The sequence below is a fragment of the Bradyrhizobium nanningense genome, from assembly GCF_004114535.1.
In the GTDB taxonomy this organism is placed as follows: Bacteria; Pseudomonadota; Alphaproteobacteria; order Rhizobiales; family Xanthobacteraceae; genus Bradyrhizobium; species Bradyrhizobium nanningense.
In genome coordinates this window covers 12,774-27,281 of the sequence record NZ_LBJC01000081.1, presented here as the reverse complement: position 1 = coordinate 27,281, position 14,508 = coordinate 12,774, and the positions used below count along the sequence as shown (strand labels likewise).

General features: G+C 65.2%; 13 protein-coding genes, 1 tRNA gene and 1 pseudogene. 13 read left to right on the top strand and 2 right to left on the bottom strand.

Annotated features, from left to right (window positions below):
* The first annotated feature begins 185 nt into the window (after positions 1–185).
* From XH84_RS37135 to XH84_RS37095, 9 genes and pseudogenes are all read left to right on the top strand, one after another.
* The gene (locus tag XH84_RS37135; RefSeq protein WP_245471994.1) at positions 186–1,196 is read left to right on the top strand and encodes a hypothetical protein; all 1,011 of its coding nucleotides are present in this window, start codon (positions 186–188) and stop codon (positions 1,194–1,196) included.
* An 810-nt stretch (positions 1,197–2,006) separates the two neighbouring features.
* Positions 2,007–3,164, top strand: coding sequence for a thiolase domain-containing protein (locus tag XH84_RS37130; protein ID WP_128919652.1), 1,158 nt, complete (start codon positions 2,007–2,009; stop codon positions 3,162–3,164).
* On the top strand, positions 3,164–3,553 hold the full coding sequence (locus XH84_RS37125) for a Zn-ribbon domain-containing OB-fold protein (protein ID WP_128919653.1): 390 nt from the start codon (positions 3,164–3,166) through the stop codon (positions 3,551–3,553). Before XH84_RS37130 ends, XH84_RS37125 begins: the two co-directional genes overlap by 1 nt.
* Positions 3,554–3,695: 142 nt before the next feature.
* Positions 3,696–4,556 (top strand): MaoC family dehydratase, encoded by an 861-nt coding sequence (locus XH84_RS37120; protein WP_128919654.1) that lies wholly within the window; start codon positions 3,696–3,698, stop codon positions 4,554–4,556.
* Positions 4,557–4,721: 165 nt separating this feature from the next.
* The gene (locus tag XH84_RS37115) at positions 4,722–5,600 is read left to right on the top strand and encodes an SDR family oxidoreductase (protein WP_128919655.1); all 879 of its coding nucleotides are present in this window, start codon (positions 4,722–4,724) and stop codon (positions 5,598–5,600) included.
* A 129-nt stretch (positions 5,601–5,729) separates the two neighbouring features.
* On the top strand, positions 5,730–6,683 hold the full coding sequence (locus XH84_RS37110; protein WP_128919656.1) for a dihydrodipicolinate synthase family protein: 954 nt from the start codon (positions 5,730–5,732) through the stop codon (positions 6,681–6,683).
* Between the two features lie 4 nt (positions 6,684–6,687).
* Positions 6,688–7,503, top strand: a complete 816-nt coding sequence (locus tag XH84_RS37105) for an NUDIX hydrolase (RefSeq protein ID WP_128919657.1) — start codon at positions 6,688–6,690, stop codon at positions 7,501–7,503.
* A 75-nt stretch (positions 7,504–7,578) separates the two neighbouring features.
* Positions 7,579–8,492: pseudogene (locus XH84_RS37100) on the top strand (DMT family transporter).
* A 122-nt stretch (positions 8,493–8,614) separates the two neighbouring features.
* A complete protein-coding gene (locus XH84_RS37095) occupies positions 8,615–11,302 on the top strand; it encodes a PAS domain S-box protein (RefSeq protein WP_128919658.1) in 2,688 nt (895 codons plus the stop codon).
* On the opposite strand, the gene XH84_RS37090 is transcribed toward XH84_RS37095, so the two are convergent.
* Positions 11,303–11,656: a GrlR family regulatory protein gene (locus tag XH84_RS37090; RefSeq protein WP_164936279.1), complete on the bottom strand. Its 354-nt coding sequence runs from the start codon at positions 11,654–11,656 to the stop codon at positions 11,303–11,305. It lies immediately after the preceding gene.
* A gap of 258 nt (positions 11,657–11,914) precedes the next feature.
* On the opposite strand from XH84_RS37090, the gene XH84_RS37085 reads away from it, so the two are divergent.
* The gene (locus XH84_RS37085; protein ID WP_128919660.1) at positions 11,915–12,412 is read left to right on the top strand and encodes a hypothetical protein; all 498 of its coding nucleotides are present in this window, start codon (positions 11,915–11,917) and stop codon (positions 12,410–12,412) included.
* Between the two features lie 49 nt (positions 12,413–12,461).
* Here the strand turns inward: XH84_RS37085 and XH84_RS37080 are convergent, their stop codons facing one another.
* Entirely contained in the window at positions 12,462–12,848 is a 387-nt protein-coding gene (locus XH84_RS37080; RefSeq protein ID WP_128919661.1) for a VOC family protein, read from the bottom strand.
* Positions 12,849–13,027: 179 nt separating this feature from the next.
* On the opposite strand from XH84_RS37080, the gene XH84_RS37075 reads away from it, so the two are divergent.
* The 3 genes from XH84_RS37075 to XH84_RS37065 all read left to right on the top strand — a co-directional run bounded on the left by XH84_RS37075 (position 13,028) and on the right by XH84_RS37065 (position 14,505).
* Entirely contained in the window at positions 13,028–13,600 is a 573-nt protein-coding gene (locus XH84_RS37075) for a hypothetical protein (protein WP_164936280.1), read from the top strand.
* 160 nt (positions 13,601–13,760) lie between these two features.
* Positions 13,761–14,276, top strand: coding sequence for a hypothetical protein (locus XH84_RS37070; protein WP_128919663.1), 516 nt, complete (start codon positions 13,761–13,763; stop codon positions 14,274–14,276).
* Positions 14,277–14,428: 152 nt separating this feature from the next.
* A tRNA-Arg gene (locus tag XH84_RS37065) sits at positions 14,429–14,505 on the top strand.
* The last annotated feature ends 3 nt before the right edge of the window (positions 14,506–14,508 follow it).

Below are 14,508 nucleotides of genomic sequence, written 5' to 3'. Positions count from 1 at the left end.
GCACCAAAGACATGGGTAGCTTCCGCCTTCGCTCTCCGAGCTACGGCGAACAAGTCGCTTTGCCTGCCTATAAACTCCGCGCGATGCGCGTTTGACATCAGTTGTGGCGCTGCGATATCAACAACCTTCGATGGTGAGGCAGCGCGCCGGTTGATGCGGTCGTGCGCCATGCAGGGCGGCGATCGATGTCATTGCGCAATGGGCTGATCGTGTTTCTGGTCGTCGGCGTGTTGGCGTCGTTGGGGATGTACTGGAATCAGCGTTCCATCGAATACGTCATGCGTGACGGCTATGCCACCACGGGCAAGATCACGTCCGCCGCAATCATCTCGTCTCGGTTTCCGTTCGTCTTCGACGGAGTCTGGCCCCGCTATGTCGACGAGAGTTTGGCGGTCGGACTGCAATGGACCGGGAAGGACGGCGTTCAGCGCGAACACAAGGGCATTGCGGTCAGCGCCGCCTATGCGGCCCGGATCATGGTCGGCAATCAGGTCAGGCTGCTGACGATCCCCATTGAGGTTATCGACGATGATTCGTCGCTTCCTGTGATTGTCGAGGATCTCGGCGACCACCTGAACCATGTCCGATCCATGTTCAAGTTCATGCTGGGAGGCACAGGAATTTGCGCCGTGCTCCTGGCGCTCGTGATCGGGTGGCAGACATGGTCGGCGCATGGACGCGGGCCGGGGCGTACCTCAGCCGCCCCCGGATCGCGGCGTCCCGTTCCGTTCAGCCTCGCGGTGCTCGCGATCGCGATGGTCGTGTTCGGCGGGTACATGATGGTCAACTCCTATGCCGAGCAAAGGACGTTGAATGAAATTCTCGAACACGGCGATGAAGCGACCGCTGATCTCACGCGCGCCTACGGTGAAGTGAACAAGGCCGGCGAGGCGCCGAGCTATCTCGTCACCCTGGCGTGGACCGATGGAAACGGACAGCGGCGGACCTATGGGCCGACCCATATCAGCCCGGCCTTCTGGGGGCAGATCACGCGCAACGGCGTCCAGACCGTCCGCCAAGCCAGGATCCGATATCTTCCCGGCAGGCCTGATGCGCGGCCTCTGATCGTCGACGACGCAGCCGAACACCAGTACCAGGATGGTATCGGCGTGAAGGCAGGCGCGGTTTTTCTGGCCTTCGGCCTGCTCCTGGCCGGGGTGATCGCGCTCCGCTATCGCGCACGGCCGAGCGCGTAAGGTGGGACAAGGCGCAAAGCGGCGTGCTCATCATCTCACCACGATGAGCCAGTAATCTCGTAGGGTGGGCAAAGCGAAGCGTGCCCAGGTCTTCCGGACTGATCTCGGCGAATAGTGGGCACGGCGCGTTGCGCCTTTGCCCACCCTACGACAGCTACCACACCATCCCTAGCGTCGTCCGCTGGGCAAAACACCCACGCCGTGGGTCAATGCCCACGGGCAAAAACATTCCACTTTACCGAAATTCGGAATTGTCGTATCGCGCTGCCACCTCATCCCCCTCAGAGGGGCGTATCGCGATCGTCACGAAACGCGGGATGGGCAGCGGTGGACGCGGGCTGCGTCGCACGGGCAATCGTCTCGTGCATACGACAGGCGCGGTCCTGCGTACGGCAAAATCGTGTGGTCCTGACGTCATTTCGCGCACAGCGGACCGTGGGTGCCCAGCCGGCACCCGGTCTTCCCTGCGCCCTCTGTTTCGAGAGGGAGCAAGACGGAAGCAAAGCTCGGGCGAGAACCGCCGCGAGGATGCGTGGGCGTGTCTCAAGGCTCTCGTGCCCCGGACGCAGCGCAGCGCCTCTTAGCGGTGCGCTGCAGAGCCGGGGCCCATGTCGCAACGATGTGCGCGGCCGCTTGGGTCCCGGCTCTGCGCAGCAACGCTAAGGCGTTGCAGCGCGTCCGGGACACGAGAGCATCGCCCACTTGCGCTCACCCGCTGCCCTCTCGCGGGGCGGAATATTTCCGCGCTTGCCAATCAGGCCAGTGCGGTTCAGAAAAAAGAGCCAAGAAGAAACGCGAGCGGAGACTGTTTTGACCATCAAGGGCAAGGCCTACATTGCCGGGATCTACGAACACCCGACCCGGCATGCGCCGGACAAATCCACCGCCCAGCTCCACGCCGAGGTCGCCAAGGGCGCGATCGAGGATGCCGGGATCAGCAAGGACGATGTCGACGGCTATTTCTGCGCGGGCGATGCGCCCGGCGGCGCTTGGCCGATGGTCGATTATCTCGGCCTCAACACCAAGAAACTCCGCCATGTCGATTCCACCGAGACCGGTGGCTGCTCCTACATCATCCATCTCGGCCATGCCGCCGAGGCGATCGCCGCGGGCAAGTGCTCGATCGCGCTGATCACGCTGGCCGGCAAGCCGCGCACCGGCGTGATGCCGCCGCGCGCGGCCGGCGCCGAGGTCGATTTCGAGTCCGCTTACGGCGCGACCACGCACAATGCCTATGGCATGTGTGCCATGCGCCATATGCACGACTACGGCACCACCTCGGAGCAGCTCGCCTGGATCAAGGTCGCGGCCTCGCATCACGCGCAATACAATCCGCATGCGATGCTCAAGGACGTCGTCACCGTCGAGGACGTGCTGAACTCGCCGATGATCTCCGATCCGCTGCATCGCATGGATTGCTGCGTCGTCTCCGACGGCGGCGGCGCGCTGATCGTGACGACGCCGGAGATTGCGAAGAGCCTGAAGAAGCCGCTCGTGCGCCTGATCGGCCATGGCGAGGCCATGAAGGGTCCGCGCGGCGGCAAGGATCTCGACCTCACTTATTCCGCCGGCATCTGGTCCGGCCCGCGTGCGTTCGAGGAAGCCGGCATCACGCCGAAGGATATCAAATACGCCTCGATCTACGACAGCTTCACCATCACGGTGCTGATGCAGCTCGAGGACCTCGGCTTCTGCAAGAAGGGCGAGGGCGGCAAGTTCGTCGCCGACGGCAATCTGATCTCGGGCGTCGGCAAGCTGCCGTTCAACACCGACGGCGGCGGCCTCTGCAGCAACCATCCCGTCAACCGCGGCGGCATGACCAAGATCCTCGAGGCTGTACGCCAGCTGCGCGGAGAGGCGCATCCGAAGGTGCAGGTTAGGAATTGCGACCTCGCCGTCGCCCACGGCACCGGCGGCCTTTTGGGAGTTCGCCACGCCGCCTCGACGGCCATTCTGGAGCGCGTGTGATGAGCGAGACGAAGAAATATCCGGCCCCGGTGACCAACCCCGAGACCGCCGCGTTCTGGGACGCGGCCAAGCAGGGCAAGTTCATGATCAAGCGCTGCACGGCGTGCGGCGAGGCGCATTACTTCCCGCGCTCGATCTGCCCGTTCTGCTACTCCGACAAGACGGTGTGGGAGAAAGCCTCGGGCGAGGGCACGATCTACACCTGGAGCCTGATGCGGAAGTCGCCGACCGGTCCTTACGCCATCGGCTACGTCACGCTGAAGGAGGGGCCGTCGGTGCAGACCAATTTCGTCGACTGCGATCTCACGACGCTGAAGATCGGCCAGAAGGTGAAGGTGGTGTTCAAGCCGACCGACGGCGCGCCGCTGCCGTTCTTTACGGTGGCGTAGACGGTCCTCATCCTGAGGAGCTTGCGAAGCAAGCGTCTCGAAGGATGGCCACAGCAAGAAGCGTTTCGGGCATCCTCATGGTTCGAGACGGCGCAAGAGCGCCTCCTCACCATGAGGATGAGAACCAGAGGAAACCAGAAAAATGTCCGCCAGATACGAAGAGCTCAAAGGCCTCAAAAACCTCGGCCAGAAATACGCCTACACCGATCGCGAGGTGATGCTCTACGCCTATGGCATCGGGCTCGGCGCCGATCCCATGGACGAGAACGAGCTCGCCTTCGTCAACGAGGGCACGTTCACGCCGCGGCCGCTCAAGGTGGTGCCGACCTTCGCGTCCGTTGCGGCGTGGGGCTCGGGGCCGGGCGAGATGAACCTCAACCGCGTCATGGTGGTCGACGGCGAACGCGACATCACCTTCCACCAGCCGCTGCCGGTCGCCGCCAACATCACCGCGGACTCCTCGGTGCTCGAGGTCTACGACAAGGGCAAGGACAAGGGCGTCGTCATCGTTCACCAGACCGTGCTGAAGAACGAGAAGGGCGAGAAGCTCGCGACACTCGTCGCCTCGCGCTTCGCCCGCGGTGACGGCGGCTTTGGCGGGCCGAACCTGACCCAGCCCGATCCTCACAAGATCCCGTCGCGCAGCCCCGACAGGACCATCGACATCACCACGCGCCCCGACCAGGCGCTGGTCTACCGCCTCTGCGGCGACCGCAATCCGCTGCACTCCGATCCCGAGTTCGCCAAGAAGGCCGGCTTCCCGCGCCCGATCCTGCACGGCATGTGCACCTACGGCATCACCTGCCGCGGCGTGCTCCAGACTTATGCCGATTACGATGCGAGCGCGTTCCGCCAGCACGTCGCGCGGTTCTCGTCGCCGGTCTATCCCGGCGAGACCGTGACCATGGACCTCTGGAAGGACGGTGACGTGATCTCGTTCGAAGCCAAGGTGAAGTCGCGCGGCGTCACCGTGATCAAGAACGGCAAGACGGTGCTGGGTTAGATCGGTCTCGCGCCCCGGACGCAGCGCAGCGCTTCTTCAGCGGTGCGCCGCAGAGCCGGGGCCCAGCATACGTCGCAAAGAACTGGGTCCCGGCTCTGCGACGCAGCGTTTCACGCTGCATCGTGTCCGGGACACGAAAGAACAAGAAAACAGGGAGAAGCCACCATGGGACTACTCGACGGCAAGGTTGCGCTGATCACCGGTGCGGGCGGGGGGCTCGGTGAGGCCTATGCGAAGCTGTTCGCGCGGGAAGGGGCATCGGTCGTGGTCAACGACCTCGGCGGGCCCCGTGACGGCTCCGGCGCCGACACGTCGATGGCGCAGCAGGTCGTGGACGCGATCAAGGCCGACGGCGGCAAGGCCGTCGCCAACGGCGCCGACATCTCCACCATGGAGGGCGGCCAGTCGGTGTTCGACGACGCCATCAAGCATTTCGGCCGCGCCGACATCCTGGTCAACAATGCCGGTATCCTGCGTGACCAGACCTTTCACAAGGCCTCCGAGGCCGACTGGGACAAGGTCATCAAGGTCCATCTGAAGGGCACCTTTTGTTGCACCATGCCGGTGTTTCGCTGGATGCGGGAAAACGGCGGCGGCGTCATCGTCAACACCTCCTCGACATCAGGGCTGATCGGCAATTTCGGCCAGACCAATTACGGCGCAGCCAAGGGCGGCATCTGGGGCCTCTCCAATGTGCTGGCGATCGAGGGCCGCAAGTACAACATTCGGATCTGGACTCTGGCCCCGGGCGCGCTGACCCGCATGACCGCAGACCTGCCCCGCTATAAGGAGAACCCGGGGGCGGCGCTGGGGCCGGACGGCATCGCGCCGGCCGTGCTATACATGGTCAGCGACTTGTCGGGCGACCAGACCGGCAAGGTGCTGGGCGTGTCCGGGCCCCGCGGCGTGCGCGAAATGCGGATGATGGAAATGGAAGGCTGGAAACCGCCGCACACGGGCTGGAAGGCCCAGGACATCGCCGATCATGCCAAGGAGATCTTCTTCTCCGAGGAGCAGATCAAGATGGGCGCGCGGCGGTTTTAGCTACACTGTCATTCCGGGGCGCGACGAAGTCGCGAGCCCGGAATCCATAACCCCGACTTGTGGTTATGGATTCCGGGCCTGTCCCTTCGGGCCATCCCGGAATGACGAAGAGAGAGACAAGGAAAGACGATGAAACTCACCGCCGACGCCAAGGGCACTTTTGCAATCGCGCCGACGCCGTTCCACGACGACGGCCGGATCGACGAGCGCTCGATCGACCGCCTGACCGATTTCTACGAGGAGGTCGGTTGCGACGGCGTCACGGTGCTGGGCATTCTCGGCGAGGCGCCGAAGTTGGATGCCGCTGAAGCCGAGCAGGTGGCGGTGCGCTACGTCAAGCGCGCCAAGAAGATGCAGGTGATCGTCGGCGTCTCCGCGCCGGGCTTTGCCACCATGCGCTCGCTGGCCAAGGCCTCCATGGATGCCGGCGCGGCTGGCGTGATGATCGCGCCGCCGCCCTCGCTTCGCACCGACGACCAGATCGTCGGCTATTTCAAGCAGGCGGCCGAGGCGATCGGTCCGGATGTGCCCTGGGTGCTCCAGGACTATCCGCTCACCTTGCAGGTCGTGTTCACCCCTGCCGTGATCCGCAAGATCGTCATGGACAATCCGAACTGCGTGATGCTCAAGCACGAGGACTGGCCGGGACTGGAGAAGATCACGACGCTCCGCGGCTTCCAGAAGGATGGCTCGCTCCGGCCGCTGTCGATCCTATGCGGGAATGGCGGCACCTTCCTGGACTTCGAGATGGAGCGCGGCGCCGACGGCGCCATGACCGGCTATGCGTTCCCGGAGCTTTTGATCGACGTCGTCAACCTCTCCAAGGCCGGCAAGCGCGATGCCGCGCATGATCTGTTCGACGCGCATCTGCCGCTGATCCGCTACGAGCAGCAGCCTGGCGTCGGCCTGACCATACGCAAATACGTCCTGCAGAAGCGCGGCATCATCGCCTCCAGCGCGCAGCGCAAGCCGGGCGCGACGATCACGGCGACAGCGAAGGCGGAGGTCGAGTACCTGCTGTCGCGCGTTGCCCGTTTCGACAAGCGCGCCAATCTCGGCCCGCAATCCAGCGCCGCAGGCTAGTTGAATGGCTGAGATCGCAGCATCACGCCCGGCCTCGACGATCCTTCTGCTGCGCGATGGGACGCAGGCCGACGGCAAGGGCCGCGGCGAGATCGAGGTCTTCATGATGGTCCGCCATCATCAGATCGAGTTCAATTCGGGTGCGCTGGTGTTTCCCGGCGGCAGCGTCGATGCTGGCGACAAGGAGATCGTCGCCCGCTCGGACCTGTATTCAGGCGGCGAAGGCTTGGGCGAAGCGGACCGCGGTTTTCGCATCGCCGCGATCCGCGAGACTTTTGAGGAAAGCGGCATCCTGCTGGCGCGGTCGAAGGCGACGGGGGCGCCAGTCGATGCCAGTCGTGCCGGCGAGATCGCAGACGCGCATCGCGTCGCGCTCAACGAGCACAAGGTCAGCTTCCTGAACATTCTCGCCGACAACGACCTCCAGCTCGCGCTCGACACGCTGGTGCCGTACGCCCACTGGATCACGCCGGAAGGCATGCCCAAGCGTTTCGACACCTGGTTCTTCCTTGCGGCCGCGCCGCCCGATCAACTCGGCGCCCATGACGGCCGAGAGTCGACGGACTCGATCTGGGTTTCGCCGCGCGAGGCGGTGGAGGGCGGCGAAAGCGGCCGCTTCAAGCTGCCGTTCCCGACCACGCGCAATCTGATCCGCCTCGCCAAACAGGGCAGCGTGGACGCGGCCCTGGACCATGCCCGCAGCCTATCCATCATCACCGTGATGCCGGTCATGACCAAGACCCAAACCGGCCGCCAGCTCCGCATCCCCCGCGAGGCCGGCTATGACGGTGAGGTGTTCGAGGTCGGGGCGCTGGGCTAATACACTTCGACGCCGAGCGAAGTATTGAGGGCCGCGGCCGCGCTAGGTTCCGTCCATCGTGGGACGGAGCGGGCGATGGACACCAGACAGGACACCAACATCGCCGTCGAACTGGCGCTGCTGGTTGCGCTCGCAACGCTGTGGGGCGGCTCCTACACTTTCATCAAGCTCGGCGTCGCCACCATTCCTCCGATCACGCTGATTGCGGCGCGAACCACGATCGCCGGCCTGCTGCTGCTCGTCGTCATGGGGGCGCGTGGCGTCAGGATGCCGACGGATGGCGCGACGTGGCGGCGCTTCGCCTTCCAGGCCGTACTCAACAGCGTCATCCCCTGGACGCTGATCGCCTGGGGCGAGCGCCATATCGATGCCGCGCTCGCCACCATCCTCAACTCGGCCGCACCGATCTTCACCTTCCTGCTCACCGCCGGCGTCACCCGCCATGAGGCGACGCCCCGCGAAAATTGTTCGGCGTCGCGGCGGGGATGGCCGGCATCCTGCTGATCGTCGGCGTCGATGCCTTCCACGACGTTGGCAGCGGCCTCCTCGCAGAGGCCGCCATCGTCGCTGCCACCATCTGCTACGCCTGCGCCGCGATTTTCGGCCGCAGCTTTGGGGGCCTCGACCCCATGGCGCCAGCCGCCGGCTCGCTGCTGGCCGGGGCCGCCGTCCTGATCCCGGCCTCGCTAATGGTCGAGCAACCCTGGACGCTCTCGCCCTCGCTCAGCTCCGTGCTGGCGTTGCTCGCGCTCGCCGTGTTCTCGACGGCTGCGGCGTTTGCGATCTACTTCCGCCTGATCCAGACCCTGGGCTCGGTCGGCACCACCGCGCAGGCCTATCTCCGTGTGCCCATTGGAGTCGCCATCAGCGTCGTCTTCCTCGGCGAGAGCCTGAGCCGGACGGCGTGGGCCGGGCTGGCCTGCGTCGTCCTCGGGGTCGCCGCCATGACCATCCCGGCCAGGCGGCCGGCCATTGTGAAATCGCCATAAAGGCAAGGCGGACCAAGCGGCAGGCGCACAATATTAAGGATATTCGGCGGCCCGTGGCATGTTTCCCCAAGGGTACAATACGTCGTATATTGGGCCTCCAATATCCCGGTCCTCGAAGCCCAATGTCCGCCGAATTGACGCCGATCCCTGAGAAAAAGCGAACCTTCTCGCTCTCCATCGGCCAGCTCACCTTCGGCAGCTTTCTGCTCGTGCTGGCGGTGATCATCGTCACCTCGACCGCGAGCGTGATCGCGATCCGGCACATCGACACGACCTTCGCCGAGCTGCAGCGGCTCCAGAGCGTCGGCGACCTCGCCGAGGACATCGACCGCCGCATGAACGAATTGCGCCTCGCCGCGCGCGACTTCGTCACCGATCCCGGCGCCGGCATCCAGTTCAAGCAGGTAGGCGAGGCGGCCTCCACGCTCAGCGACATCCTGAAGAAGACCCGCATCGAGCTCGCGCCCGAGCAGCAGGACATGATCGACGGGGTCACTGAGCGCCTGGCGACCTATCGGACCGGCCTCGAGCGGATCTCGACCCTGATCGACCGCCGCGCCCAGCTGCTGGCCGGCCTGCCGCCGCTGCGCGACCAGTTCGATGTGGCCGTCTCCGGCACCGCCGACCGTGAGCTGGCCTCGCGCCTGTCGGAGGCGCAGAGCCGCATCGCGCTCGGGCTGCTCGCGCGCAACCCGTCCGCGGCGGAGCAGGCCGCCCAGAACATGCGGGCACTGAACATTGCCGATGCCAGGTTGAGATCGGCGGTGAACGACTATGCCGAGGCCATCATGGCCGTGGCCGTCCGCGAGCGGCAGATCGCCGACATCGACCGCGAGGTGCTGGGAACCGAGGGCCGGCTGATCGGCCGCGTCACCGAGCTCCTGCGCGAAGTCAGCGACCGGCGCGGCCACGTGCTGTCGCGCGACTTTGCCCGGACGCTGACGGAAGCGCGATGGCAGAGCATCGTGCTCGGCACCATCGGCGTCCTGATCGGCATTCTCGCGGCCGGCTTCGTGGTGCGGCGGACGGTTCGTCCGCTCGCCCAGATCGCACGCTCCATTCGCGCGCTTGCGGCGGGCCAGAAGAACACCTCGATCCCGTCTGCCGACCTCGACAATGAGATCGGCGACATCGCGCGTGCCGCGGAAGTATTCCGCCGCGCGCTGGAGGAGGCGGACACGGCGCGCGAGGCGGCGGTGCGCGCGCTCACCGAGCAGCGCCTCGCCGAAGAGAGCTACCGAAAACTGTTCGAGGGCTCGATCGACGGCATCTATGTGACGACGCCGGCCGGCGATCTCCTCAACGCCAATCCGGCGCTGGCGCGAATGATGGGCTACGACAGCCCGCAGCAGCTGATCGACTGCATCAGCGACATCGCCCACACCATCTACGTTCATCCCGAGGCACGCGCCGAATACCAGCGGCTGATGGCGCGCGACGGCATGGTGCGCGAATTCGAGTATCAGGTGCGCCAGCGCAGCGGCGACATCCTGTGGCTCTCCGACAGCGCCACCGGCGTGCGGGACGAAGCGGGCAACATCGTCCGCTATGAGGGCACGCTGCGCGACATTACCGATCAGAAGCGGGCGGAAGACGCCATTGCCGAAGGCCGGCGCCTGCTCCAGCAGGTCATCGACACCGTGCCCGCGGTGATCAACGTCAAGGACCGCGACCTGCGCTACGTGCTGATGAACCGCTACATGGCGGGCATCTTCGGCATCGAGCCCGGCGACGCGCTCGGCCGCACCACGGCGGATCTGATGTCGCGCTATGGCGCGGCCAAGACCGACGAGAACGACAAACGCGTGCTCCAGCTTCGCAAGGGGCTCGGCTTTTACGAGGAGGAGTACAAGGACGCCGCCGGCAACATGCGGCAATGGCTGGTCAACAAGCTGCCGCTGCTCGATGTCGAGGGCGAGATCGAGCGGATCGTGACCGTCGCGCTCGACATCGGCGAGCGCAAGCGCGGCGAGCAGGAGATGCGCAAGGCCAAGGAAGCCGCCGAGACGGCGCTGCGCAATCTGCGCGAGACACAGGCCTCGCTGATCGAGGCCGAGAAGCTCGCCGCGCTCGGGCGCCTCGTTGCCGGCGTCGCGCACGAGGTCAACAACCCCGTCGGCATCAGCCTCACTGTCGCCTCCGCGCTGGAGCGCAAGACCGCGATATTCACCGCCGAGGTCGAGCGTGGCGAGCTCCGCCGCTCCACGCTCAACGATTTCCTCAGCACCAGCCGCGATGCGTCCTCGCAGCTCGTCTCCAATCTCAACCGCGCCGCCGAGCTGATCCAGTCGTTCAAGCAGGTCGCCGCCGACCGCAACTATTCGGACCAGCGCACTTTCGATCTCGGCGACCTCACCGAGCAGGTGGTGCTGAGCCTGCGACCGGGCTTGCGCAAGCACAATCTGACGCTCAATGTCGAGTGCCAACCCGATCTCACCATGAACAGCTATCCGGGTCCGTACGGCCAGGTGCTCACCAATCTGTTTCTCAACTCGGTGGCGCACGCCTTCCCGGACGGCCGGCCGGGGACGATCGACATCCAGGTGCGGGAGTCCGGCAAGGACAATGTCGAGATCATCTTCTCCGACAATGGTTGTGGCATGTCGCTCGACGTTCGTCGCCGAGCCTTCGATCCGTTCTTCACGACGCGACGCGACCAGGGTGGCACCGGTCTCGGATTGCACATCGTCTACAGCATCGTCACCAATCGGCTCGGCGGGCGGCTCGATCTCGATTCCGAACCGGGCAGCGGCACGCGCATCCAGATCATCCTGCCGCGCGTGGCGCCGCTGGAACAGGCTGCGGAATAGCTAGTCGACGTCAGCGAGCTTATGCAGCGTTGCGCCGAAGATCAGGCTGGCCTTGCCGACCAGCGCCGTGCCTGTCATCTCCGCGCGGGTATCCGTGTAGGTCCCGCTGACACCGATGCCGACCGGGGCAGGACCGCCGAACAGCGGATTATCGTCGCCCCGCGGCGAGGTGTGCCGTTGCACCAGCACTTCGCCTTTGAAGGTGGTGTCGTCCTTCACCACGTAGCTGCCGGTGTAATAGAGATAGGCATCGCCGCCAAGAATCTTGCCGTCGCGAAAAAGGATCACGCCGCTACCCTTGCCGACTCGACCATCGAGCAGGGTCACGTGAATCGAATAAAGGCCGTTCTTCATAACGTCCCACGGGCCGGCCGCCATCGCCCAATGGCGTAACCGGTCCGGGTTTTATGCCAAAGCGTATCGCCTCGCGCAACGCGGCAGTTTGCCGGCCGGCCGCGGGAAGTTGCCACCGCGAGCCGTATTTGTCCCGACTTGTGCGTGACGCCTCATGACGGCCTGATGATGGGGCGAGGCCGGCCGCCTGCGAATCGAGGTTGGCCCGCGAAATGCACAGCAATAGCTGCACCGGCCGCGGGGTGCTGGAGCAAGACGATGAGCAACTGGATCGATTCCGGCGGCGATGAGCCGCGCCTGTACAATGCGCGTCCCACGAATTGCAAAAGCGAACGACGACGTTCCGGCGGCGCAACTCGCTGGCGAGGCGTGACGCGACTGGCAGCGGCCCTGGTCCTGGTTGGGCTCGCAGCCCCCATCGGCCATGCGCGCGACCGCGGCCAGTTCGCCAACACCAATGCGGATTTGAAAGCCTGGTTCGATGGCCTGCGCAGCGGCAAGGGGCCGTGCTGCTCCGATGCCGACGGCTCGGCGCTCTCGGATACCGACTGGGACAGCAAGGACGGGCACTATCGCGTCCGCCTCCCGCGCTACGGCTCCGGGCTCGAAGGACAGCCGCAGGAACTGGTCTGGGTCGACGTCCCCGAGGAGGCCGTGATCTCCGAGCCGAACCGGGTGGGGCGCACCATGGTATGGCCGATCTACGGCTACATGGGCGTCACCGTCCGCTGCTTCATGCCGGGTAGCATGACTTAGCCGCGCCGGGCGGCGTGTCGTCCGGTGCGTTGACGCGGCATGCGCCGCGTCAGGTATATTTCTTGTCGCGCTCGAGCAGCTCGATGGAGATGCCTTCGGGGCCGCGGATGAAGCAGATGCGCACGCCGGGCCGGATCGTGGTCGGCTCGCGCGTGAAGGTGACGCCCTTGGCCTTGATCTCGGCCGCGACGGCATCGATGTCCTTCACCGTCAACCCGAAATGGTCGAGGCCCTGATGCGGGTGCGGAGGCGGCGGGTTGACGGCGCTGTCGCCTTCGAGCGGCGCGATGAATATCCTGGCACCGCCAAGGTTCACGTCGATCCGTCCCGGCGCGTGGACGATCTCGCCACCGAGGATGTCCCGCAGCCAGGCCGCCGTGGCCTCCGGGTCGGGGCTGCGCAGATGGACGTGATCCCAAGTGACGGCGACTGGCATTTCATGTTCTCCCAACGGGGCTTTGATGTTGCAGTGCATGTTAGCGGCCGTGGCCGGTGATCACCACCGCCCTTGCCGATTCGCAACTGCGCGGGAACCTTAGGTCGTCTTCCGGATTAAGGTAAGCAGTGGCCCATTCCGTCGTTGGACGGGCTTCGGCCGCGATCGGTGATCCAACCATGAACGCCAGGCTCGATCGGATCGGATGGGGGCGCTTTGCCAGGACCGGCGAACGAGTGGCGCGGGCCGTCACGATCGCAAGCGTCTCATTTGGCCGCAGCCTTCTGTGGCTGCTGGCCGCCATCATCGTCGGCTGCGGCGTCTGGATGCTGCTGCCTCCCTCCAAAGGCAATAGCGCTGAGCAGGTGAAGTCGGAGGTGGCAGCCGTCGAGGCGGCTCCTTCGGGCGATCCGGCAGCATCGGCATCGCCGGCTGCCGAAGCTCAGGTACCGGCCGTGGTAGACCTCGGTCGTCTCAGGATTTCGTCGCAGACCTGGCGCCGCGGCGGTCTTGGCTCAAAAGCCCTGGTGACGTTTACGCTGCGAAACGACAATGACTATGCCGTAAAGGATCTGGAAATCGTCTGCGCGTTTGTGCGGCGTGACGGCAGCCATCTCACCGATCGCCGTCGCGTGCTAGCAGATCCGGTCAGCATGAAGAGCCGCAAGACCTTTGCGCGGATTTCCGTCGGCTTCGTCAACGTGAATGCCGATCAGGCGAAATGCTCGCTGGTTGCAGCGCGCCGCGCGTAGCGGCGGCATGTTCCGGTAGCGGAAAAGTTACCCTCCTTGGCCCTTGGCGAAAAAACCTCGCATCGCCATTTGAACCGAACGGCTGGGCTAGGAACCAATTAAGAGATCGCCTGTTGAGGCGAAGAGCCCACGCGGGGATGCGGGGGGCGGAGCGTGGCCAATGCCCATCTTTCGCTATTTCGTCTATGTCGGTGGAGCTTTGCTCGCACTGCTATTCGCAGCAGACTTCGTTCGGCCATCGCAGCCGGTTGCTCAGGCCGTCGCCACCGTAAGCAATGATCAGCCGCTGATCCGGATCCGCTCCGATCGCCATCTGCCCGAGCGTGTCGTGCTCGACACCACCCAGCCCACGATCGTCCCGCCTGCGGTGAAGACAGCCGCTGTCGTCGCGCCTCAGCCGCCGGTGCAGGACAGCGCGTCGGCCGCTCTCGCGGAAATGTCGGCCAAGGCGCGGGTGCGCGAGACATTCGCCCAGTTCACGCCGGGCTCGAAGGCCGACGCCGCAGCAGCCGGAAGGAGCGATGGCAGGTCTCAGGCCCAGGCGCAGACGCCTCCGGCTTCTCCGCCTCAGCCCAAGCGCAAGGTCGTGAGGGCGCATTCGGCCCCGCCGCCCGGCCGGCCGATGATGCTGGTCGCGCAGCAGCCGCATTTTGGCCTCTTCAACACGACCTGGTGAGAGCGCCTTCGATCCGCCCCGAAACGAGGCGGGGAGGGCTTTTTATTGAGCGGCCTCTCTGCTAATTCGAATCCCTCCGAACGCTGTCCGGTGTGCTGGCTTGCCAGCATTGGTCCGGCGTATCGGTTTGCGGCCCGGTTTTCCGGGCCAGGGCGCTCGTAGCTCAGCTGGATAGAGCATCGGATTTCGATTCCGAGGGTCGGAGGTTCGAATCCTTCCGAGCGCGCCACTT

What these genes read in the sequence shown, in the direction of transcription:
- XH84_RS37135 (WP_245471994.1), top strand. Translation starts at nt 186, where the DNA reads ATGTCATTGCGCAATGGGCTGATCGTGTTTCTGGTCGTCGGCGTGTTG.
- XH84_RS37125 (WP_128919653.1), top strand. Translation starts at nt 3,164, where the DNA reads ATGAGCGAGACGAAGAAATATCCGGCCCCGGTGACCAACCCCGAGACC.
- XH84_RS37120 (WP_128919654.1), top strand. Translation starts at nt 3,696, where the DNA reads ATGTCCGCCAGATACGAAGAGCTCAAAGGCCTCAAAAACCTCGGCCAG.
- XH84_RS37115 (WP_128919655.1), top strand. Translation starts at nt 4,722, where the DNA reads ATGGGACTACTCGACGGCAAGGTTGCGCTGATCACCGGTGCGGGCGGG.
- XH84_RS37110 (WP_128919656.1), top strand. Translation starts at nt 5,730, where the DNA reads ATGAAACTCACCGCCGACGCCAAGGGCACTTTTGCAATCGCGCCGACG.
- XH84_RS37105 (WP_128919657.1), top strand. Translation starts at nt 6,688, where the DNA reads ATGGCTGAGATCGCAGCATCACGCCCGGCCTCGACGATCCTTCTGCTG.
- XH84_RS37095 (WP_128919658.1), top strand. Translation starts at nt 8,615, where the DNA reads ATGTCCGCCGAATTGACGCCGATCCCTGAGAAAAAGCGAACCTTCTCG.
- XH84_RS37090 (WP_164936279.1), bottom strand. Translation starts at nt 11,656, where the DNA reads ATGAAGAACGGCCTTTATTCGATTCACGTGACCCTGCTCGATGGTCGA.
- XH84_RS37085 (WP_128919660.1), top strand. Translation starts at nt 11,915, where the DNA reads ATGAGCAACTGGATCGATTCCGGCGGCGATGAGCCGCGCCTGTACAAT.
- XH84_RS37080 (WP_128919661.1), bottom strand. Translation starts at nt 12,848, where the DNA reads ATGCCAGTCGCCGTCACTTGGGATCACGTCCATCTGCGCAGCCCCGAC.
- XH84_RS37075 (WP_164936280.1), top strand. Translation starts at nt 13,028, where the DNA reads ATGAACGCCAGGCTCGATCGGATCGGATGGGGGCGCTTTGCCAGGACC.
- XH84_RS37070 (WP_128919663.1), top strand. Translation starts at nt 13,761, where the DNA reads ATGCCCATCTTTCGCTATTTCGTCTATGTCGGTGGAGCTTTGCTCGCA.